This window comes from Halomonas getboli (assembly GCF_023094245.1).
Classification (GTDB): Bacteria; Pseudomonadota; Gammaproteobacteria; order Pseudomonadales; family Halomonadaceae; genus Halomonas; species Halomonas getboli.
Map to the genome: position 1 here is coordinate 21381 of NZ_JALMEW010000013.1, position 17923 is coordinate 39303.

Annotated in this window: 26 protein-coding genes; 15 read left to right on the plus strand and 11 right to left on the minus strand. The window is 66.1% G+C overall.

Going from position 1 to position 17923, the window contains the following annotated elements; all coding sequences use genetic code 11:
• The first annotated feature begins 82 nt into the window (after nucleotides 1–82).
• Entirely contained in the window at nucleotides 83–844 is a 762-nt protein-coding gene (locus MYL53_RS17015; RefSeq protein ID WP_247855265.1) for a DNA adenine methylase, read from the plus strand.
• A 61-nt stretch (nucleotides 845–905) separates the two neighbouring features.
• Here MYL53_RS17015 and MYL53_RS17020 read toward each other — a convergent pair whose 3' ends face one another.
• The 8 genes from MYL53_RS17020 to parA form a co-directional block, all read right to left on the minus strand.
• Entirely contained in the window at nucleotides 906–1358 is a 453-nt protein-coding gene (locus MYL53_RS17020; RefSeq protein WP_247855266.1) for a hypothetical protein, read from the minus strand.
• Between the two features lie 103 nt (nucleotides 1359–1461).
• Nucleotides 1462–1851 (minus strand): hypothetical protein, encoded by a 390-nt coding sequence (locus tag MYL53_RS17025; protein ID WP_247855267.1) that lies wholly within the window; start codon nucleotides 1849–1851, stop codon nucleotides 1462–1464.
• Between the two features lie 120 nt (nucleotides 1852–1971).
• A complete protein-coding gene (locus MYL53_RS17030) occupies nucleotides 1972–2373 on the minus strand; it encodes a hypothetical protein (RefSeq protein ID WP_247855268.1) in 402 nt (133 codons plus the stop codon).
• Between the two features lie 8 nt (nucleotides 2374–2381).
• Entirely contained in the window at nucleotides 2382–2720 is a 339-nt protein-coding gene (locus tag MYL53_RS17035; RefSeq protein ID WP_247855269.1) for a hypothetical protein, read from the minus strand.
• On the minus strand, nucleotides 2707–3156 hold the full coding sequence (locus tag MYL53_RS17040; RefSeq protein WP_247855270.1) for a hypothetical protein: 450 nt from the start codon (nucleotides 3154–3156) through the stop codon (nucleotides 2707–2709). The genes MYL53_RS17035 and MYL53_RS17040 overlap by 14 nt, the downstream gene beginning before the upstream one ends.
• Nucleotides 3153–3308 carry a hypothetical protein gene (locus MYL53_RS17045; RefSeq protein ID WP_247855271.1) on the minus strand — a complete coding sequence of 52 codons (156 nt, stop codon included), beginning with the start codon at nucleotides 3306–3308 and terminating at the stop codon, nucleotides 3153–3155. Before MYL53_RS17045 ends, MYL53_RS17040 begins: the two co-directional genes overlap by 4 nt.
• Nucleotides 3309–3381: 73 nt before the next feature.
• The gene (locus tag MYL53_RS17050; RefSeq protein ID WP_247855272.1) at nucleotides 3382–3669 is read right to left on the minus strand and encodes a hypothetical protein; all 288 of its coding nucleotides are present in this window, start codon (nucleotides 3667–3669) and stop codon (nucleotides 3382–3384) included.
• Nucleotides 3662–4297 (minus strand): ParA family partition ATPase, encoded by a 636-nt coding sequence (gene parA / locus MYL53_RS17055; protein ID WP_247855273.1) that lies wholly within the window; start codon nucleotides 4295–4297, stop codon nucleotides 3662–3664. Before parA ends, MYL53_RS17050 begins: the two co-directional genes overlap by 8 nt.
• A gap of 601 nt (nucleotides 4298–4898) precedes the next feature.
• Between parA and MYL53_RS17060 the strand changes: the two genes are divergently transcribed.
• Nucleotides 4899–6467, plus strand: a complete 1569-nt coding sequence (locus MYL53_RS17060) for a protelomerase family protein (RefSeq protein WP_247855274.1) — start codon at nucleotides 4899–4901, stop codon at nucleotides 6465–6467.
• Here MYL53_RS17060 and MYL53_RS17065 read toward each other — a convergent pair.
• From MYL53_RS17065 to MYL53_RS17075, 3 genes are all read right to left on the minus strand, one after another.
• Nucleotides 6446–6715, minus strand: coding sequence for a hypothetical protein (locus MYL53_RS17065; protein WP_247855275.1), 270 nt, complete (start codon nucleotides 6713–6715; stop codon nucleotides 6446–6448). The two genes, MYL53_RS17060 and MYL53_RS17065, sit on opposite strands and share 22 nt — an antisense overlap.
• 84 nt (nucleotides 6716–6799) lie before the next feature.
• Nucleotides 6800–10786, minus strand: a complete 3987-nt coding sequence (locus MYL53_RS17070) for a plasmid replication protein, CyRepA1 family (protein ID WP_247855276.1) — start codon at nucleotides 10784–10786, stop codon at nucleotides 6800–6802.
• Between the two features lie 361 nt (nucleotides 10787–11147).
• The gene (locus tag MYL53_RS17075) at nucleotides 11148–11981 is read right to left on the minus strand and encodes a helix-turn-helix domain-containing protein (protein WP_345740392.1); all 834 of its coding nucleotides are present in this window, start codon (nucleotides 11979–11981) and stop codon (nucleotides 11148–11150) included.
• Here MYL53_RS17075 and MYL53_RS17080 point away from each other — a divergent pair.
• The 13 genes from MYL53_RS17080 to MYL53_RS17140 all read left to right on the plus strand — a co-directional run.
• Nucleotides 11950–12576 carry a hypothetical protein gene (locus MYL53_RS17080; RefSeq protein ID WP_247855278.1) on the plus strand — a complete coding sequence of 209 codons (627 nt, stop codon included), beginning with the start codon at nucleotides 11950–11952 and terminating at the stop codon, nucleotides 12574–12576. The genes MYL53_RS17075 and MYL53_RS17080 overlap by 32 nt on opposite strands.
• Nucleotides 12576–13055: a hypothetical protein gene (locus MYL53_RS17085; RefSeq protein WP_247855279.1), complete on the plus strand. Its 480-nt coding sequence runs from the start codon at nucleotides 12576–12578 to the stop codon at nucleotides 13053–13055. The genes MYL53_RS17080 and MYL53_RS17085 overlap by 1 nt, the downstream gene beginning before the upstream one ends.
• 2 nt (nucleotides 13056–13057) lie before the next feature.
• The gene (locus tag MYL53_RS17090) at nucleotides 13058–13333 is read left to right on the plus strand and encodes a hypothetical protein (RefSeq protein ID WP_247855280.1); all 276 of its coding nucleotides are present in this window, start codon (nucleotides 13058–13060) and stop codon (nucleotides 13331–13333) included.
• A gap of 76 nt (nucleotides 13334–13409) precedes the next feature.
• Entirely contained in the window at nucleotides 13410–13637 is a 228-nt protein-coding gene (locus tag MYL53_RS17355; RefSeq protein WP_247855281.1) for a TraR/DksA family transcriptional regulator, read from the plus strand.
• A gap of 10 nt (nucleotides 13638–13647) precedes the next feature.
• Complete coding sequence (locus tag MYL53_RS17100; RefSeq protein ID WP_247855282.1) at nucleotides 13648–14283, plus strand: bacteriophage antitermination protein Q; 636 nt, start codon at nucleotides 13648–13650, stop codon at nucleotides 14281–14283.
• Nucleotides 14280–14696, plus strand: coding sequence for a hypothetical protein (locus MYL53_RS17105; RefSeq protein ID WP_247855283.1), 417 nt, complete (start codon nucleotides 14280–14282; stop codon nucleotides 14694–14696). The genes MYL53_RS17100 and MYL53_RS17105 overlap by 4 nt, the downstream gene beginning before the upstream one ends.
• Nucleotides 14693–15022, plus strand: a complete 330-nt coding sequence (locus tag MYL53_RS17110; protein ID WP_247855284.1) for a hypothetical protein — start codon at nucleotides 14693–14695, stop codon at nucleotides 15020–15022. The genes MYL53_RS17105 and MYL53_RS17110 overlap by 4 nt, the downstream gene beginning before the upstream one ends.
• Nucleotides 15019–15324 carry a hypothetical protein gene (locus tag MYL53_RS17115; RefSeq protein ID WP_247855285.1) on the plus strand — a complete coding sequence of 102 codons (306 nt, stop codon included), beginning with the start codon at nucleotides 15019–15021 and terminating at the stop codon, nucleotides 15322–15324. The genes MYL53_RS17110 and MYL53_RS17115 overlap by 4 nt, the downstream gene beginning before the upstream one ends.
• Nucleotides 15325–15518: 194 nt before the next feature.
• Nucleotides 15519–15824 carry a hypothetical protein gene (locus tag MYL53_RS17120; protein ID WP_247855286.1) on the plus strand — a complete coding sequence of 102 codons (306 nt, stop codon included), beginning with the start codon at nucleotides 15519–15521 and terminating at the stop codon, nucleotides 15822–15824.
• The gene (locus tag MYL53_RS17125; protein ID WP_247855287.1) at nucleotides 15824–16438 is read left to right on the plus strand and encodes a glycoside hydrolase family 108 protein; all 615 of its coding nucleotides are present in this window, start codon (nucleotides 15824–15826) and stop codon (nucleotides 16436–16438) included. The genes MYL53_RS17120 and MYL53_RS17125 overlap by 1 nt, the downstream gene beginning before the upstream one ends.
• A 14-nt stretch (nucleotides 16439–16452) precedes the next feature.
• A complete protein-coding gene (locus MYL53_RS17130; protein WP_247855288.1) occupies nucleotides 16453–17010 on the plus strand; it encodes a hypothetical protein in 558 nt (185 codons plus the stop codon).
• Nucleotides 17007–17291 (plus strand): hypothetical protein, encoded by a 285-nt coding sequence (locus tag MYL53_RS17135; RefSeq protein ID WP_247855289.1) that lies wholly within the window; start codon nucleotides 17007–17009, stop codon nucleotides 17289–17291. The genes MYL53_RS17130 and MYL53_RS17135 overlap by 4 nt, the downstream gene beginning before the upstream one ends.
• Nucleotides 17292–17544: 253 nt before the next feature.
• Nucleotides 17545–17923 (plus strand): terminase small subunit (locus tag MYL53_RS17140; protein WP_247855290.1); only part of this gene is annotated, 379 nt, incomplete at its 3' end.

A 17923-nucleotide genomic window follows, 5' to 3' on the forward strand; every position in this document is an offset into this window, starting at 1 on the left:
CGAGTGGGCCAGCCATGGCCCCCCATGCCTGCACAGGCGCCGGGGAGGCTACCCGAGAAGTCTCTGACCCACAAGGACGATCATGTCATCCAAGCCTTTCTTCCAATGGATGGGCGGTAAGCGCCGTCTGGCGAAGCACATCCTGCCCAACTTCCCCGACCACCAGTGCTACGTGGAGCCGTTCGCCGGCGGCGCGGCGCTGTTCTTCATGAAGGAGCCGAGCAAGGTCGAGGTGCTCAACGACACCAACAGCGACCTGGTGAACCTCTACCGGGTGGTGCAGAACCACCTCGAGGAGTTCGTCCGCCAGTTCAAGTGGGCCCTGGTCTCGCGCGAGATCTACGCCTGGGAGAAGCTGAAGCACGTCGACACCCTGACCGACATCCAGCGCGCGGCGCGCTTCTACTACCTGCAGCAGCAGAGCTTCGGCGCGAAGCCCGACCACAAGAGCTTCGGCACGTCGACGACCGGCGGGCCGGGGCTCAACCTGCTGCGCCTCGAGGAGAACCTCTCCCAGGCGCACCTGCGGCTCTCGCGGGTGTTCGTCGAGCACCTGGACTGGAAGGCGGTGATCGAGCGCTACGATCGGCCGCACACCCTGCACTATCTCGACCCGCCCTACTGGGAGACCGCGGGATACGGCAGCGGCTTCCCCCTCGAGGAGTACCAGGAGATGGCCCGGATCGCCCGCGAGGCGAAGGGCTACGTGGTGATCTCGATCAACGACCACCCGGACATCCGCGAGATCTTCGACGGCTTCCGGATCCAGGAGGTGAAGCTGCGGCACACCGTCGGCGGCGCCGGCGGGAAGAAGGCCGGCGAGCTGGTCATCTACAACTGGTAGCGCACAAGAAAGCCCCCACCGCCTTCGGGCGGTGGGGGCTTCTTTGCGTCTGGTGGTTGGCTCAGCCCATGAGCTTGTCGAGCAGCCGCATGACGTCGGTTGAGGCCTTGCTCTGCAGGTTGGCGTTGAAGATGGCCAGCATCGCCTGATAGCTCGGCGTGGTGTGGTCGCCGCTGTAGGTGATGATCACCGACATGTCCCAGTCGTCATCGCATTCGTCGTCATTGGGCACGCTGAACTGGACCGGGGAGGCTTCCTGGGCGGCATCGGTGCCGACGTTGTTGGCGGCGCGAGAGGCGGCGTGCATAAGGCTGACGGTGGCCATCGCCATGCTGGCCTGGACGAGGTCGACCGGAGGGCGCGGCGCGGCAGGCTGGTCATCGACGCCCATGGCGGGAGCGGTCCCGGCGGATGCTTTCTCGGCCTCCTGCTGGTAGACGGCGATCGCCGCGCCGATGGCGGCCTGGAGAGTCTGGTGGTCGTGCTGCGAAAGCTTGATGCGCTTCATGGTCATGGCAGTGTCCTCGGTTTGCTGGCCCGGGCCTTCCCCGTGCCGACGACTTCACTATAACAACAAATGTCCAAATGTCCAAATGTCCAAATGTCCAAATGGACATTTAATCAAGTCGCGCCCAAGGCACGCCGCCGGGCGCGCCGTCGCCGGGCTCGCGGGCGCGCACCTGGGCGAGCTTGGCCTGGCGTTCCGGACTGGCCGTGGCCAGGTAGCGCTCCAGGGCGCGGCTGGCTGTGCCGTTGGCCGGCGCCCATAGCGGGCGCTCGTCGCGCTCACCGACGCGGATCCAGGCCGGGCCCTGGTCGTCCTCGGCGTATCGGCAGGCCATCCAGTCCTGGCCATCGACGGCGCTTCTGGTGCAGGTGACGTCGCGGCCGATCTCGGTCAGCACCAGCTCGAGCTGCCGCTCGTCGGCCCGTCCGCGGTCGTGCATGTAGGCGAAGACGGCGGCGATCGCGCCGACGCCCAGGATGATCTTGGTGGTTGTCTTCATGGGGGTTCCCTTGCGTCGTTCTGCCGGCAGGCTATCACGCGCGGGATCTGGGCGGGGATGTGGGGCGTGCAACGAGAAGCCCCGCCGGGTGGCGGGGCTGGGGTGTCGGGGCTGCGTGGGCTACTCAGGCAGCTTCGTTAGGCTGCCGATGCAGTTTTGAAAATCCCTGATCAGCACGTCATTTCGGGACCGCTCGAACCCTTGCGACTGCAGGGCCTTGCACCGCTCGATTGCCCAGGTTAGGCCGGGCCGCAAGTCGGGCTCGCTGGCGAGCTTGTTGATCGCCCCGCGCAGGTCCGATGGCGATACGTGCTCGCTTTCTGGGTCGAAGCCGAGAGCCTCCCTGCATGCTCGAGATTCTGCTCGCCGCTGATCGGCGTGACCGGCGCTCATGGAGTATCGTCCTAGCTGGTACTCAAGCTGTTCGATCCGCTCGAGCAGGGCGAGAATGTCGGCCGGGTTAGCGCCAGTCGGCTGGTCGTTCCTTTGGTCACGCTCTGCGCGTTCCTTCAGCGCTTTCATGTCAATGCTCATTGGTGGCCGTCCTTTTCGTTGGTGTGGCTGGTGTCGTCCCGCACGACCAGGAGGTCATGCGCGTCCTTCAGGTGCTGCCCGGTCAGGATCAGGCGGCCCTCGCCGTCGTCCCGCGGGCTCGAGTAGAAGCCCGCCAGGGCGCGCTCGAGGCGCCGCTGGTAGGCTCGCGGGTGGTCGACAGGCCGCGGCGCGCGATGGGCCCAGGCCTCGGCGAACGGCAGCAGGGCGTCCTCCAGGGCGCGGACACGCCCCTCGAGGGCGCGCATCCGCACGCCGCGCTGGGCGACCTTGCCCTCGAGCTCGGCGATCAGCGTTTCCGGGTCACGATGCGCCATGGTCGTCTCCTTCCGCCAGCGCCTTGGCGGCCTTGCCCACGCCGGCGGCGAGGATCTTGCGGCGGCTGGTGGTGCCGTACTCGCCGCGGAGTGCGGTCAGGGTGTCGACCATCTCGCCGGCGGCTCGGCCCGGATCCTTGGCGACCATCCGGTCGACCCAGCCGCGCAGCTCGCCGGTCGGCATCTCGGCGTAGTCGTCGCCGGCCCGGGTGCCGTTGGGGTCGAGCTCGTCGCTCTCGGCCAGGGCCTTGGCCGACTTGCGCAGCACGCTGGCCAGCATCTTCTGGCGGCTCTTCTGGCCCTCGCTGCCTCGCAGGTGCTTGAGCAGCACCAGCGCCAGGCTGGCGGACGTCTGCGGGCTCGACTTGATGTGGCCCTCGAGCGAGATCTTCGCGTCGCTGACGCTGGTGTGCAGGTAGCTGGTGATGTCGCTCATGCCGCGCCCTCCCCGATCAGCGCCAGCAGGGCGCGTTGGGTGGCGCCTGTGGCGTGCTCCCGGGCGTAACGCTGCACCAGGTCGCGGTGGGCGGGATTGCGTGCGTCGCGCAGCAGGATACGCCGCGCTGTGATAGCATCGGTCAGTGACATGGCTTTCCTTCCTCGGTTTGCTCGTGTCTGCCTGGTGGACGGTGGCCGCCGGCCGCCAGGCGCTCTCCTCGGGCTACTCGCCCAAGATTCTCTCGATGTCGTCCACCGCGAAGCGGCCCTCGCCGCGGCGGTACTTCTCGAATAGGTCGTCGATCGCTTCCAGCAGAAATTCGCGCACCGGCACGTTGTCCTGGCTATGCGCGCGCATCGAGGACAGTTTCCGGTGAGTGGCCACCGGCACCTCGAGCGGGATCCGCTTCTTCGGCTCGTCACCGCCGGAGACTTCCTTCAGCGCCTTGTCGAGATCTTTACGGCCCGTTCCCGGCTTGCGGCGGGCGGTCAGTGTTTTGCGTTCAGCCATTGATGAACTCCATTACTTCGCGGCCCAGGGCTTCGACTTCCTGGCGCGCCTTATCGCTCTCCGGCAGGTCCATGACGCTGCCGCCCTTGGCGCAGTCGGCGTAGGCCACTCGCTGGGAGGTGAACGACTCGAAGATCGGCAGGTTGTACTCGGAAAGGGCCTCGCGAACCTCGCGGCTTAGGTGGGTGTTCTTGATCACCCGCGACACGATGAAGGCGGCCTTCGGGCGGCCGTCGGTCACTTCCTGGCGGGCCTCGATCAGGTCGACCAGGGTGGCGCAGGAGTAGATGTCGAACGGCGACGGCTGGCATGGGATCAGCACCACATCGGCGGCCTTCACGGCCGGCGCGGCCAGTTCGCTGATCTGCGGGGCGCCATCGACGACGACGAAGTCGTACCCGCCGGCTACCCTGGGGAGATCCTTGGCGATCTTCGTGCCCATCCGCACGACCGGGAAGTCGTCCTCGTTGTCGCGGGTCTCGCTCCACTCGGAGGCGCTGCCCTGCGGGTCGAGGTCCACCAGCAGCACCCTGTGGCCCTGCTGGTGCAGCCAGCACGCGAGATTCGTCGCCCCGGTCGTCTTCCCGGCGCCGCCTTTTTGGTTCAGCCAGGCGATCACTTTGGTCATATCGGCTTCATCCTCCTCGGTTTATCGAGCCTTGCGGTATGGACATTAGCACAAATGGACATTTGTGCAAATGTCCAAATCCTCGATTTATCGCCTATTCCTGTCGCCCGGACGCCTCGCGTCCTTTCCCTCCCTGCCGAAATGGCTCAACCATGCGGCTTGTGGGCGGTTGTGCTGCCCGACTCCCTTTCCATGTCCTTTCGCATGCACGCCTCCTGCGCGCCATTCTTTGGCGACTGTGGCGCTTGATCGACTTGATCCACCTTCCCCGCCTTGTTGACCGATAACCGCCCGAAGCCCCTTTGTGCTTATAGGGCCATAAGTGTATGCCGTGGCCTAAGCATACACCTACGACCCTCCATATACATACACCTTGACCCCTCCTATTGGTAGGGCCGCCCATGCATACACTATGCCACCCATACTATACGTATAGTATGGGTGGCATAGTGTATGCATGGGCGGCCCTAGTACCAGTGTGGTGGCAGTATGGTGCAGGGCTATATATGTATGCATGGTGATATGTAGGGCTTGACGTGTATGAATGTATGGTCTATAAAGACTTTTAGGGTTATCCATGTATGAGAGCGAGGGCGAAACGATGAGCGGTGAATCACGGAAGAAGGTAAGCCTGGGCGAGCTGATCGAGTGGCTGCTCGATGAGGTCCGGAAGATCGACGCCGACGAAGAGCTGGCGCGCAAAGAGAAGACGAAACGGCTGGCTCGGCTGGCCAAGCGCTTCAAGAACCGGCTCCACGACGACGGCCGGCGCAAGGAAGAGGACCGCATCGCGGTCTCGACCTTCCGCCGCTACATGACCGAGGCACGCAAGGCGGTGACGGCTCAGAACTGGCTGCACCACAGCCTCGACCAGCAGATCGAGCGGCTGGCCAAGCGCCACCCATCCCACGCCGATCGGCTGCTGGCGCTGGGGGAAATCGGCGACATCAACGAGCTGCGCCTGGCCCACCGGGAGCTGCTGGACCGGATCCGCGACGACGACGACGCCTACGAGGACGTCCGCGGGATGAAGCTCGACCACGAGATCATGCGCCACCTGACCCTGTCGTCAGCGCAGAAGGCCGATCTGGCCGAGGACGCGGTCGAGACGCTCGAGGAGCGGGCGGTGAACACCGTCGAGATCAACTATCACTGGCTGATGGACCGGATCTATGAGCTGCTGACCAACCGGGAGCGGCTGGTCGACGGCGAATATCGACCCTACTACAGCCACCTGGCCCTGGGGCTGGCGCTGGCCACCGGCCGGCGGTCGATCGAGGTGCTGAAGCTGGGCAAGATCTCGAAGGTGGACCGCTACCAGGTCGAGTTCTCTGGCCAGGCGAAGAAGCGTGGCGGGGTCGACTACAGCCAGGCCTACCACATCTACACGCTGGTGGACGCCGACCTGGTCGTCGAGGCATGGAACGAGCTGCGCGAGCTACCCGAGGTCGTCGAGCTCCAGGGCATGGACAACACCGAGATCAACCGGCGCACGGCGAAGACGCTCAACACGCTGGCCAAACGGGTCTTCGACGACGACGAGCGGGTGTTCAAGGACAGCCGCGCGATCTGGGCGCGGCTGGTGTTCGAGATGCACTTCGCCCAGGATCCGCGCTGGAAGAAGGTGACCGAGGACGTCTTCTGGCGCGAGATGCTCGGCCACGAGGACATGGACACCCAGCGCAGCTACCGCGCCTTCAAGATCGACTACAGCGAGGCGCCGGCGAGCGCGGAGCGCGAGCCGGCCAGCGATTACGGCAGCCGCCTCGAGGCGCTGCGCGCCCTGGACGGTGCCGAGGACCTGGAGCGCAGCCAGGCCATGGCCCGGGTGCATGAGTGGGTGAAGGGACAGATCGAGCAGGAGCCGGACGCGAAGATCACGCAGACGCTGATCAGCCGCGAGCTGGGCACCTACCGGCCGACGATCAAGGCCTACCTGGAGCTGGCGAAGGACGCCCTGGAGACGCCGAACGTCGACATGGACCGGGTGGCGCCGGCGGTGCCCGAAGCGGTCGCCCAGGCCAAACCGCGGCTAGTCGCGCACAAGCAGGGCGACGGTGGCTGGACCGGGGTCGCCAGCGTCAACGGCGTCGAGGTGGCGCGCTGCACCGACCAGCCGACCCGGATCGCGGCTATGCAAGCGGCCTATCATGCCGCGGGCGACCGCTGACCGACTGACACTGACAGGCAGGTGATGCAGCCGAGGGGCTGGCGCGAGAGCGCCGGCCCTTTTTGCTGTGCCCTGGCCAGCCTCTGGTAGATCTCGCGGGCCTGCTTGATGTGATCGGCGGCGTCCAGCGCGACGCTCTGAAGCGTCTGGGGATCGACGTCCTGGGCGCTGGTCAGCAGCGTCAGGACAGCGTCGGCGCGATCCAGGCGGGTTTCGAGTTGGTCGCGCTTCTCTTGGATGCTGGTCATTGAATGCCCTCCCTGCGTGTTGCTTTATCTGTATAAGTATACAGTATGCATATTCGGGCTTGGTCGGCAATGACTTGACCGGGGTCACTTAAAGTCGGCCGCTCCTGTGTTACTGGCAATGGCGAGGCGCTGTCCGACGTACTCGAGCGTCCAGCTCAGGCTGTCGTCGGTCATGTCGCGCAGGTTGCGCAGGATCTCGCGATTCAGCCGGGAGACGATGGCAGCCAGGGGCTGAGCCAGCGGCAGGTCGCGGGCGACGCGATAGAGCCGCGACATCACCGTGAGGTTGCAGTGGTCGGCGTCCCGGGCCCCATGCTGCTCGAGGTCGATCACGTAGCGCAGCGCCCAGGCCAGGCTATCCGGCGACATCTGGCCGTCGATCACCAGCCGCTTCACGTCGTCCGGCAGCCCCTCGACCGCCCTCACCAGCGGCAGTGACACACTGAGGGGGTTTGAAGCGGCGACGGCGGCGGCGTAGAGGGTTTCGCTCTCCGCAAGGGAGGGAGACTTTTCATCTGCTGCTGCCACCCCACCATGCAAAGTGTCCCTCTCGCCGGAGGCCGCGTGGTTGTGGGCTTCGTCGGAGGTGTCACCGGCCTGCGGGGCGGCCATCGGAACGTGGGCCGACTCGCTCTCGTGGGTGGTCAGGCTATGGACGCCCTTCTCGGCGCGCAGGCGAACGTAGTGCATCACCTGCTCCCAGGACTCGGGATTGATCGACAGCAGGTTGCGGCCCTGGCTCTTGCGCTTCAGCACGGTCAGGCCGAGGCGATCCAGGATCGACTTCACGAAGGTGGTGGGGCACTTCGGCGCGGCCTTGGGATTCACGTAGCGGCCGATCCGCAGGGCGTTGTAGAGCTCGATGGCCTTCTGGTCGGCTAGCAGCGTGTCGCGCACCTGGCGGCACTGGTCGGCGGTGAACTCGCCCTCGCCGGTCATCGGCTCGACGCCCAGGGTCTCGAACACCTCGAGCAGCTTGGCGCGCACCGGCCCCTTCCAGCGGTGGCGGGTCAGGGTGACGTGGGCGCGGCGCTGGACGCGATCGTAGGCGTCGGCCTGCTCCTCGGTGGCCTGGAGCAGCTCCAGGGCCTGCACGCGGCGGATGCCGCGGTCATCGTAGAAGTCGACGTCGTGGTTCTCGATCTCCTCGACACAGAGCTGGTGCTGGATGTGGTGGCGGTCGATCTCGGCCTGCTCGGCCTCGCTCTTCAGCTCCTGGCGGGACAGCTTCTGGAAACGCTCGTCGTCGGGCGTCTCGACGCTGTAGAGCAGCTCGAGCCGGCGCTGGCGGACCAGGGCGCCGGCTTCCTTGCGGTTGGAGCGGCTGGCCTCGATCGCCAGCTCGTCGTGGGCCAGCCGGTTGAGCTGGTAGCCGTCGGCGGCGAGCATCAACAGCAGGTGGTTGGCGAAGTCGTTGCGGGCCTGGTTCTCGCCGGTGGCGCAGGCCAGGTACATCTCGTCGAAGACGGTCTTTCGCCGGCGGATCATGATCTCTTCGTCGGTCTCGTCGAAATCCGCGGCGATCTCGTCGGCGGCGATTAGGCCGCGGAACAGCGCCTCGCGGTCGGTCTCGCGCATGGTGCGCGAGATGCCGATGCCCAGCACGTAGTGCCGGGCGGTACGGTCGCGGCGCAGCATCTGAATGGCGTCGGAGGGGCTGACGGTCTGGCCGCTGAATATGCCGAAGTGGCGGCTGAAGTGCTCGGCGGTGATCGACACGCCGGAGGAGATCGCCGGCGAGTAGATCAGGACGTCCCAGCGGATCGCCTCGTCGTTCGGCCGGTCGAGGAAGCGCTCGGCGTCGGCGTTGGCCTTGCTGTCCTTGTGGACCAGGAGCACCCGGGCGTCGGGGCGCTGCTGCTCGATCTTCGCCGCCAGTTTCTTGGCGGACTCGGCGCTGTCGTTGGCGACCAGGATCCGCTCGCCGGCGACCGCGGCGTCGAGGGCCTGCTGCCAGACGGATTCGTGGTCGCTGTGATCGACGCGGATGTGGTCGTTCGCGGCGTCGACCTCGAGGACGTGGATGGTCTCGCCGGGGCGGGCCATCTCGCAGAGCTCGATCAGGCTGTCGTTGGCGTCGGCGTCGCACATGAGGACCTGGCGGGCCGACTGGACGGCCTCGACCAGGCCGTCCATCACCTTGGTCGGCTGATCGACCGGGCCGGTGGCCACGTGGCGCAGCACCTGGCTGGCCTCGTCGATGCAGAGGGTGTCGACGGTGGTGAACCAGGAGCGGCCGTCGCCGTTGTGGAACTTGGGGTGGGTGATCGAGTTGACGCAGCAGGCCAGGTGGGTGACCCAGGGCATCTCGGCGGCCAGCACGCTGCGATAGTGCTGGGTGTTGAGGCGGAAGGCGGCGTCGCCGACCAGGGAGACGCGGTGGGCGATATAGGCCGACTTCGGCGCGGCCTGCATGAGCGGGGCGATCAGCTTCTCGGTCTTGCCCGAGCCCATGGGCGCGCGAACGATCACCATGCCCTCGAGGGACTGCACCAGGTGCTGGATGTGGTCGGGCAGCAGCACGTTGCCGTGCTCGGCGCGGATCCCGCGCACCTTGTGGTGCTGGACGTGGGGGCGCTGCAGGGCTTCCTCGGTGAAGCTGCGCAGGCCGGCGGCGGCCGCCATCTTCTTGCGGGCCAGCCAGTTGGCGCGCCCCTTGAGCTTGACGCGGTTGTAGGGCAGGCCCAGGGCTTCGACCGCCTGGCACACGGTGGCGTAGACCTGGCGGCGCGTGTAGCGGGTGGGCGCGAGCTGCATGCCGGCGTTGATCGCGCGCAGCGCGACCTCCATCACGTTCTGCTGACCGGCGGCGCCGATCTGCTGCATGCAGTAGTCGAAGAAGCCGCCCTCGACCTTGATCTTGCTGTTGCGGGCGCGCAGCGCCTTGGCGGTGGCGTCGAGGCCCAGCAGGCAGTGGACGTCGTTGAAGTCGGTGGGGCCCTTGCCGCTCTCCTGGGCGGCGGCGATCGCCTCCTCCTCGAGGAGCGTGTCCCAGTCCGGGGTGACGCTGCGGATCTCGAACTCGCGACCCATCTCCAGGGCCTTCATGCGGCCGGCGTTGCCGGCGGCGGGCTTCCAGCAGTCGTTGTCGGCGGCGTTGATCGGCTTCAGGTCGGGGTGAACGCGGCGGTAGGCGCGCACCACCTTGGGCAGGTTGTCGGCGTTCATGGCGACGATGACGCCGCAGCTGTCGCCCTTGATGGCGGTCTCGGCGAGCCAGGCGCTCGCGCCGGTGGCGAAGCCCTCGACGGCGTAGACGCGCTTCGCGTCGAGGTGGCCGATAACGCAGTGCGCCCCGTCGAACTGACCGGGGCGCGCGGCGACGGTGTAACGTTTGAACTGTGGGTAGAGGCGCTGGAGGCCTCGGAAGTCGCCGTCGATGCCGTGCAGGGCGAAGGCAACGAACTCGCCGTGGCGATCGCGCATCCGCTTGAGGGTCATCACCTCGATGATGCTGCCGATCTGCTTGGCCTCGAGGTACGGCTCGGTGCCATCGGCGTCGCCGAGGAGCTCGACGGTGTCGAACTTGCCCGGGGCGTACTCGAAGCGCTGCTCGCCGCGGCCGTGCCAGGCCAGCTCGTAGGCGTTGTGTTCGGTCTGGCGCCGCGCCTCGGCCTCGCGCTCCTGGCGCTCGATCTCGGCAACGCGCGCGGCGCGCTCCGCGCGCCGCTTCTCCTGCTCGGCCAGCCAGCGGCGGTGGCGGTCGTCGGTGACCGTCCCGCCGTCGCGGCGGTAGAGGTCCAGGAGGGCGTCGTAGCCGGACCAGGTCTCGGTATGGCCGCCGTGGGCCATGGTGTGGAAGTTGAGGTGCGGGAACTCGATGCCGTTCCGGGCGCGCTTGAGCGAGCCGAACACCGCGACCTTGTGGCGGTGCCCCTTGACCAGGGTGGGGATCTTGCCGCGGTACTTCTTGTCGTTGAGGCGGACGTGCCCGGCGAGCGCCGGCCAGTCGATCTGCACCTCGGCGGCGACGGCCGAGATCTCGGAATGGCAGTAGTCGAGCAGCGCGTGGGGGTCGCTGTTGAATCGGTCCTGATAGAAGGCCGCGAGGCCCTGGCGTCCTGTCTTCATGTAACGTCCGTTGCCGGCGGACATGCACAAATGTGCAAATGTCCATATGTCCAAATGTGGGGCAAACGTTGAACGCTACGAGATCAGGCCATATACTGTGGGAACTTGCGGCTAGTTTTCTTTGGCCTGCCCGCTAACAGACCTTTGAAATCAATAACTTGCCCAAGTTGTCCAAATGACATAACGATCTGCCCAGATCGGCTACCTCGTAGCTTCCAACGGCCGGGCCGCTAACCCGGCCGTTGTTCTATCTGCCCTTCCTAAACTTTCTGATCCTAACGCATAGCGGCGTGCGTAGCGAGCTGCCCCACTATGCTACGCCAGAATGTCCAGATTAGTAAAACCATCCTGTCCAGATTCGTCACTCCCCTGATGTCAGGTCTAGTACCTGCCCCACGACGACCCCTAGCGCCACGTGGCCGTCGGTCACCGGGCGGATGGGATACATGGGGTTGCGGGGCCGCAGGAACAGATCCTTGCCGTCGCTGATGATCTGCCGGAACAGCGGCTTGCCCTTGCCGCCCTCGTCGGCGATCACGACATAGTCGTCTACCTGGGCCTCGTGGTTTTGGTCCACGACGATGACGCCGCCTCGGGTGAACGACAGGCCTTCTGTGGCCTGCATCGAGTCGTCGTGTAGTTCCAGTCCGTAATACCCCAGCTGCTCCTTCATGATCGGCGGAAAGACCCAGCGTATCGGGGTTGGCATGTCGCCGTAGTTGCGATCGCGCACCCAGCGGAAGGCGTCCTGCCACTGTAGTACCGGGACGAGCATGCGCGTTGCCCTTGGCATTCCGGCTGCCGCTGGTGGCGCATCGCCCGATGCCTCCGAGAGGAGTGTGTCGATCGAGGTGCCGAGCGCCTTGGCGATCGCTGCGACGATGTAGACGCTGGGCGCCATCTCGTCCCGCTCGATTCTGGATAGGTACGCCGGGGCGATGCGACCACCAGCTGCGTCGCACAGCTGTTGAAGGGTCCGTCCCTGGTCGTGTCTCAAGCGCCTAATAACTGGTCCGATTCTCATCCCTAAATTCTCCGCTTCCGATCTACGGAAATGGAAGGCCATATCCGGATAGCCATTGCGCCACAATGTACAAATAAGCAAAATGTGGGCATGCCCACACGAAGGGCTGATAACTAGATAATGAAAACGGATGGCTTGTATGAAACAGAAGACTGAAGACCAGGTGGTCATCGAGTACACGCGGCGCTGGTTCGAGAACAGCCGCGAGTCGATCGAGTCCTTCTCCACCACCCTGTTGATCCCCGCTCTGGAAGACGCCGGCCTCGCCGAGGTCGACCACGACTCGGTCGAGAACAGCGTCGAGGCCTTCAAAAGATGGCGCCGCGCCGCGTCGATGCGCGTCGGTCGGATTATCCGCGGCCAGAAGCCGTTTCCGCTGGCCTGGAAGTGGGCCTGGATCAGCTGCCTTCCCCACGACTACCAGGTCGAGATCCGCCGCGAGCTGATGGCCATGGCCGGCTCGTTCTACGTCCCCCTCCCGAGGATCGGCATGGCTCCCGGCGCCGACCCCGTCGCCGCGGTTGAAGCCGTGAAGGCGACCCTGCACCGGGTCAGCCAGGAGTTCGGTGAGCTACAGGCGCATTCCCAGCCCGCCCACGACGGCCGCTACGACGTCAACGACGACCCGCTCGAGGTCGATCGGATGATGAAGGAGGCCGGCGACCTGGTCGAGGCGCTACTCGGCGAGATGACGGCGCTGTCACGGGGCACCGGGCGGCCGATGCCACGCATGCGGATGATCGCGATTGAGATAGGGGGTGAGTGATGATCGCAACCTGTATTTATTGCGGCCATGAAGTCCGGTACGGCCCACGCCGCGGTGTCACTCGCGATCAGGCGCACCAAGCGCTCATCGAACACGACAAGGTGTGCCCGGAAAACCCTGTCGTCCAGGAGCTGCAGGCTGCCACGGATTTTGCCGAAGACCGCGCTCGGCTGCTGGGCCTGGTGCGCGAGAAACTGGGCGTGCCCAGCGAGCCCCACCAGAGCATCGACGAGAGAACCTTCGAGGCGATCGACGAGATCGCCGCGCGCAGTGCCGTCGAGTGGTCATCCATCGCTGTGCTGAAGCTCTTGGAGGAGATCGAGCAGCAGGTGGGCGCGGCTATTCCGGCCTCAATCCTGAATGACGCCCTGGCGAAGGTGGGCCTGCGCGAGCGGTTTGGCAACGAGGCCATTGATCGCGCGAAGGAAGCGGCCAGGAGCGCCTTGGCTGAGAAATTCGCGTCTGGCGAGGAGGTGTAACCATGGCCGAGTCCTCGAATAAGCCGCCACGCCGTGAGCTGTCGCCGCTGATCCGCGCCTATTTCCAGGTCGGCGATCCGGCCTATATGGCGCACGGTGCTGAGGCCTTTGCCCTGATCGTCGGCCGCAATCAAGGGCTGTGCAATCCGGTCAACGCGGCCCTGTTCGCGATCCTGGTAGAGCTGCAACAGATCGCCAGCCAGCCGGAGTGGAATTTCGACCAGCTCGAGCAGCTGGTCGGAGACCTCAAGTACCTGAAGGAGGTCGGCAGCAAATGATCACCGTCATCAAGGACGTCATGATCGGCGGGTTCTGGCTCGCCGCGATCGTGGCCAGCACAGGGGAGTGGCTGCTGTGAGTGACCCGACAGACAACGCGACCGATGACCAGCTGTTCGCCGAGGAGCAGCTGGCCCGCCGGGTCGAGCAGGAGCGCCTGGCGCGCGAGACGGCGTCCGGCGCGACGCATTGTGTTGACTGCGGCGAAGAGATCCCGGTGAAGCGCCGGGAGTTGCTGCCCTACGCGACGCGCTGCGTCGACTGCCAGGGATTCGCCGACCTGATGGATCGCCGTCGCCGATGAGGAGGGAGCCGTGCTGGGAGCTCAGGATCTGGCGTTCGTCCGCCGCACCGTGGTCTATGCCCACGCCACCCCGTCGCCGCGCCGCGTCAGCGAAGCCGACGCGCCGGCCCGGTTCACCGATGACACCTACCGCGATCGCCTGCCGCCAGCCGGCCCCCGGCGTTGGGCTGCCGAGATGCGTCGAGGGTCGACTCGCGTGATGGCCAGCGCCACCCGGCCGAAGCCGAAGAGCTCGATGCCGCTGCCGCCCTGGGCGTTCGAGGACGCCAAGGTCGTGCAGGCGATCCGCTCCCTGGACGCCGACCACCAGCACTGGCTGCGCTACGCCTATGCCGATTCGCGCGAGTGGTGCGACGAGCAGGGTGTCACCGTGGCGCTGTGGCGGCGCTTCGAGCCCACCCTGGGCGGCGCCCGGGAGAAGACGCGGACGGCCTGCAAGGGCCTCGCTCACCTCGCCGCCCAGTGCCACAAGAGCCGGAAGAACAGCGGGCAGGTGCTGCATGAGCCGGCCCGCCTCCAGGAGCTGCTGAAGATCAGCCGCGCCAACTGGGACAAGCACTGGGGCCCGCGCTGGCACGCCATGCACCGCATTCTCAATGAACTGGACCGTGAGGCGCTGACGGCGCTGTGGAGGGTGACCGAGTGATCAAGCGAACCATTATCGGATTGGCGTGCCTCGCGCTCTTGCCGAGCCAGGCCAGTGCAGCAGCGGCGGCGGTGGCCGCCGCTGCTGCCACTGCGGCCACCGCTGGGGCGGCCTCCTCGAGCAACAGCAGCCGGGCCCAGCAGATGCCCCAGGGCGTTGCCGGCGCCCCGATCGAGTGGGCCGAGGTGGGCTGGCTGCGCTGCCCTTCCCGGTACGCCGAGCCGTCCGGGTGTCGAGAGACCGTCGAGCGAGACTGGCGGCCGGACGCTCCGGGCGATGTCGAGCCCTGGGTGGAGTGGATGAAGCGCCACAAAGGCGAAGACGCTCGCTTCATGGGCATGACGATCATCGAGCACGACGTCCGGCTGTTCTACGGCGTGCCGGCGGAAGATGGCCAAGGGGGTGGAGAGTGACCGATTTCAAGGACATGACCGACGATGATCTGCACGAGATGATCGTCGAAGCCAGGGCCGAGCAGCGCCGCCGCAAGGAGGAGAAAAAGCTGCCGGTGTTCCTGGTCGACGGGATTTACCACAAGTCGCTGTCCGAGGCCCTGAAGAAGCTCGAGCGCAACGTCTCGCACAGGGCAAATCAGAGCGAAGAGGAGCAGCGAAAGGCCTTTGGCGACTGGCTGACGGACGGTGTCGATCGCCGTCGCTTTGGCCTGAAAATCGAGTTCTGGAGCGAGAGCGAGTACAACTCTCGCCCTGACCGGGTCTTCGGTGGTTCGTTCGAGTGACCCTGCCGTCCTGCATCCACTGCGAGTACGCCCCGGAGCGCCGCGAGAGCGGCGACCGGGTGATGTACATCTGCCCGGTCTGCAACGGCCGCGGCGACGCCTCGACCGCCGAGGCCTGGGCCGCGGCTTCCTGGTGCCAGGTGAACCGCGACGACCTTTCCGCCTGCCGTTGTGGCCACCGGGCGCGCTTCCGCGCTCGCGACGGCCAGTGGTGGGCCTGCTGCACCGGCTGCCAGCACCGCGTCGGCGGCTTCATGTCGCTTCAGGGCGCGGTCGCCGGCTGGGCCCGATCGCTGCGCTAGGTGGACAAAGGGCCAAAAGGCCAAATGTCCATATTGACAAAAGTCCGGATCAGAGCGACCATTCTGGCAAATTGCCACACTTCCGTAGAAGCCCGCCGCCGAGCGGGCTTTTTCGTGCCCGATTACAAGCCTTGGCCCGCCTTCCCGGCGGGCCTTTTTTATTCCTGGTCACCGCCGTGGACGAGAGCATGGACATGAACACGATCACCCAGGAGCTGTTCGCGCGCCTGGGGCGCATCGAGGAAAAGCTCGATCGCGTCGTCCGGCTCGAGGAACGGCAAGACCGCAACGAGCGCGACCTGGCTGACGCCGCCGGGCGGATCGACGCCCTCGAGGAGGTCGTCCAGCAGCAGGGCACGCGCATCGACTCCCTGACAACCACCAGCACCCACCGCTGGGGGACCTTCGCCAAGGTCTTTTTCGGCGTTCTCGGCTTCTTCGGGATCGTCTCGGCGCCGCTCATTGCCGAGGCGCTGATGATCAAACTGGGGATCAAGTGATGAACACCGACGACCTGAAGCGCCGCCTGATCGCCGAGGTGATCGACCGCGAGGGCGGTTACGTGAACCACCCCGCCGATCGGGGCGGCCCGACCTGCTGGGGGATCACCCTCGAGGTGGCCCGCGCCAACGGCTACCAGGGCGACATGCGCGCCCTGCCCCGGCCCTTCGCCGCGAAGATCTACGCCAACCGCTACTGGCACAGCCTCGGGCTCGACCAGGTCGCCGAGTTCAACCAGGAATTGGCCCTGGTGCTGTTCGACTTCGGCGTGAACAGCGGGCCGGGCCGCGCGGCCGAGTACCTGCAGATACAGCTCAACGTGCTGAACGATCGCGGCCGGCTGTATGACGACATCGCGGAAGACGGCGCCTTTGGCTCGCTCACCCTGGGCGCCCTTCGCGGCTTCGCCGAGGCGCGCGGGAAGAAGGGCCTGGAGATCCTCGCCCACGCGATCAACGCCGAGCGCATCGTCTTCTGCCGGCGCCTGGCCGAGCGCAACGAATCCCAGGAGGCGTTCGCTTATGGATGGTTCCGGCGAGTGGTCGAGCTGCTCTCTCATGTGCTGCACCAGCGCCCGGTGCCGCGCGAATGGATCGATGAAGTCGCGGCCTAGCCGCAGGAGGACGTGTGGAACCTATCAGCATTGCGTTGGCCCTCGCCGAGGCCACCGGCCTGACCGACAAGATCGGGAGCCTGATCGCCGGCGACAAGGGCGAGGCCGTCGCCGGCCGGGTCGTCGACGTCGCCAAGCTGGTCACCGGCCAGCCTGACCCGATGAAGGCGCTCGACCAGGTGAAGGCCGACCCCGAGCAGAAGATTCGCCTCGAGGAGGCGCTGGTCGATCGCGAGACCGAGCTCGCCCAGCTCGCCCAGGAGGATCGGGCGGACGCCCGGGAGATGCAGGTCGCGGTGATGGAGTCGAACCACGCCGGCTGGCTGGCTAGAAACTTCATCTACCTGCTGGCCACGCTCCTGGTGCTGTTCGCGATCGGCTACTCGGTGGCGGTCACGTTCATCCCGCTGACGCCCCAGGGAGAGCGGTACGCCGACCTGATCCTGAACGTGGTCATCGTCGGCGGCCTGCTCGGCGGCGTGATGAAGTTCTTTTATGGCGGCGGCGCCCGCGGACAACCCCAGCAGCTCGGCGGCAAGCGGCTGCGCGACCTCGGAGACTACGGCAAATGAAGCGGAAGACGTACCGGCTGGATGAGCTGAAGGCTGGCACGACCATCTTCGTCGGCGGGGTCGATCATGCGCACCCCGACCTGCAGCCGTTCCTGGCCGAGTTCCTGGTCGTCGGCGGCGGTGCACGCTGGCCGGAGCCGGGCGAGATGACGCCTTACCGGGTCAGTAAAGAGATGGCCGAGACCATGTCGAAGCACCTGCCTCTGCACCGTACGCGGGCCTCTGCTGCTCGCTATGCGATGGCCGAAAGGCGGGCCTGCCAGGCCCGCTGGAGGCAATAGGTACTCCTGGCCATATCGGGCCCCACGGGTGAGAAACTCGCGGGATTCGCGCGTTTTTCATGTCAAAAGTTCGGTCCTTACTTCCTTTCCGGAAAGGACCTCCGGCGCCCGCCCCGGCGGGCCGCCAGCCCAGCAATCACGCACCTTTGGCCATTTGTGCAAATGTCCATATGTCCCTTTGCGAGAAGGGACATTTGAACATTTGTCCATTCGCCCCTTTGTCCACCTGGTCCTTTCTCCTGGAGCGCTCCCGATGGGCGAGATCGTCAATCGCAAGATGTTCGCCAAGATGACCGGCAAGTCGGAGCGTTGGGTCGGCAAGTGGATCGACGAGGGGATGCCCGTCGCCGGCGGTGGCGGCAAGGGCCGCCCGGTGGAGATCGACACCGAGGACGCCATCGACTGGCTGATCCGCCGCGAGGTGCGTCGCCAGATCGGTGACGAGGACGATGACCTGGACGAGGACGGCGTCGGCTCGAGCAGCGCCGAGGATCGGCTGCTGAAGAAGGCCCGCCGCGAGAAGCTCCAGATCGATATCGACAAGGAACGCCGGCGCCTGGTGCCGCTGGACGCGGTGGGCAGGATCCTGCACGCCGTCGGCGCGGTATACGCCACCCAGCTCGACTCGCTTT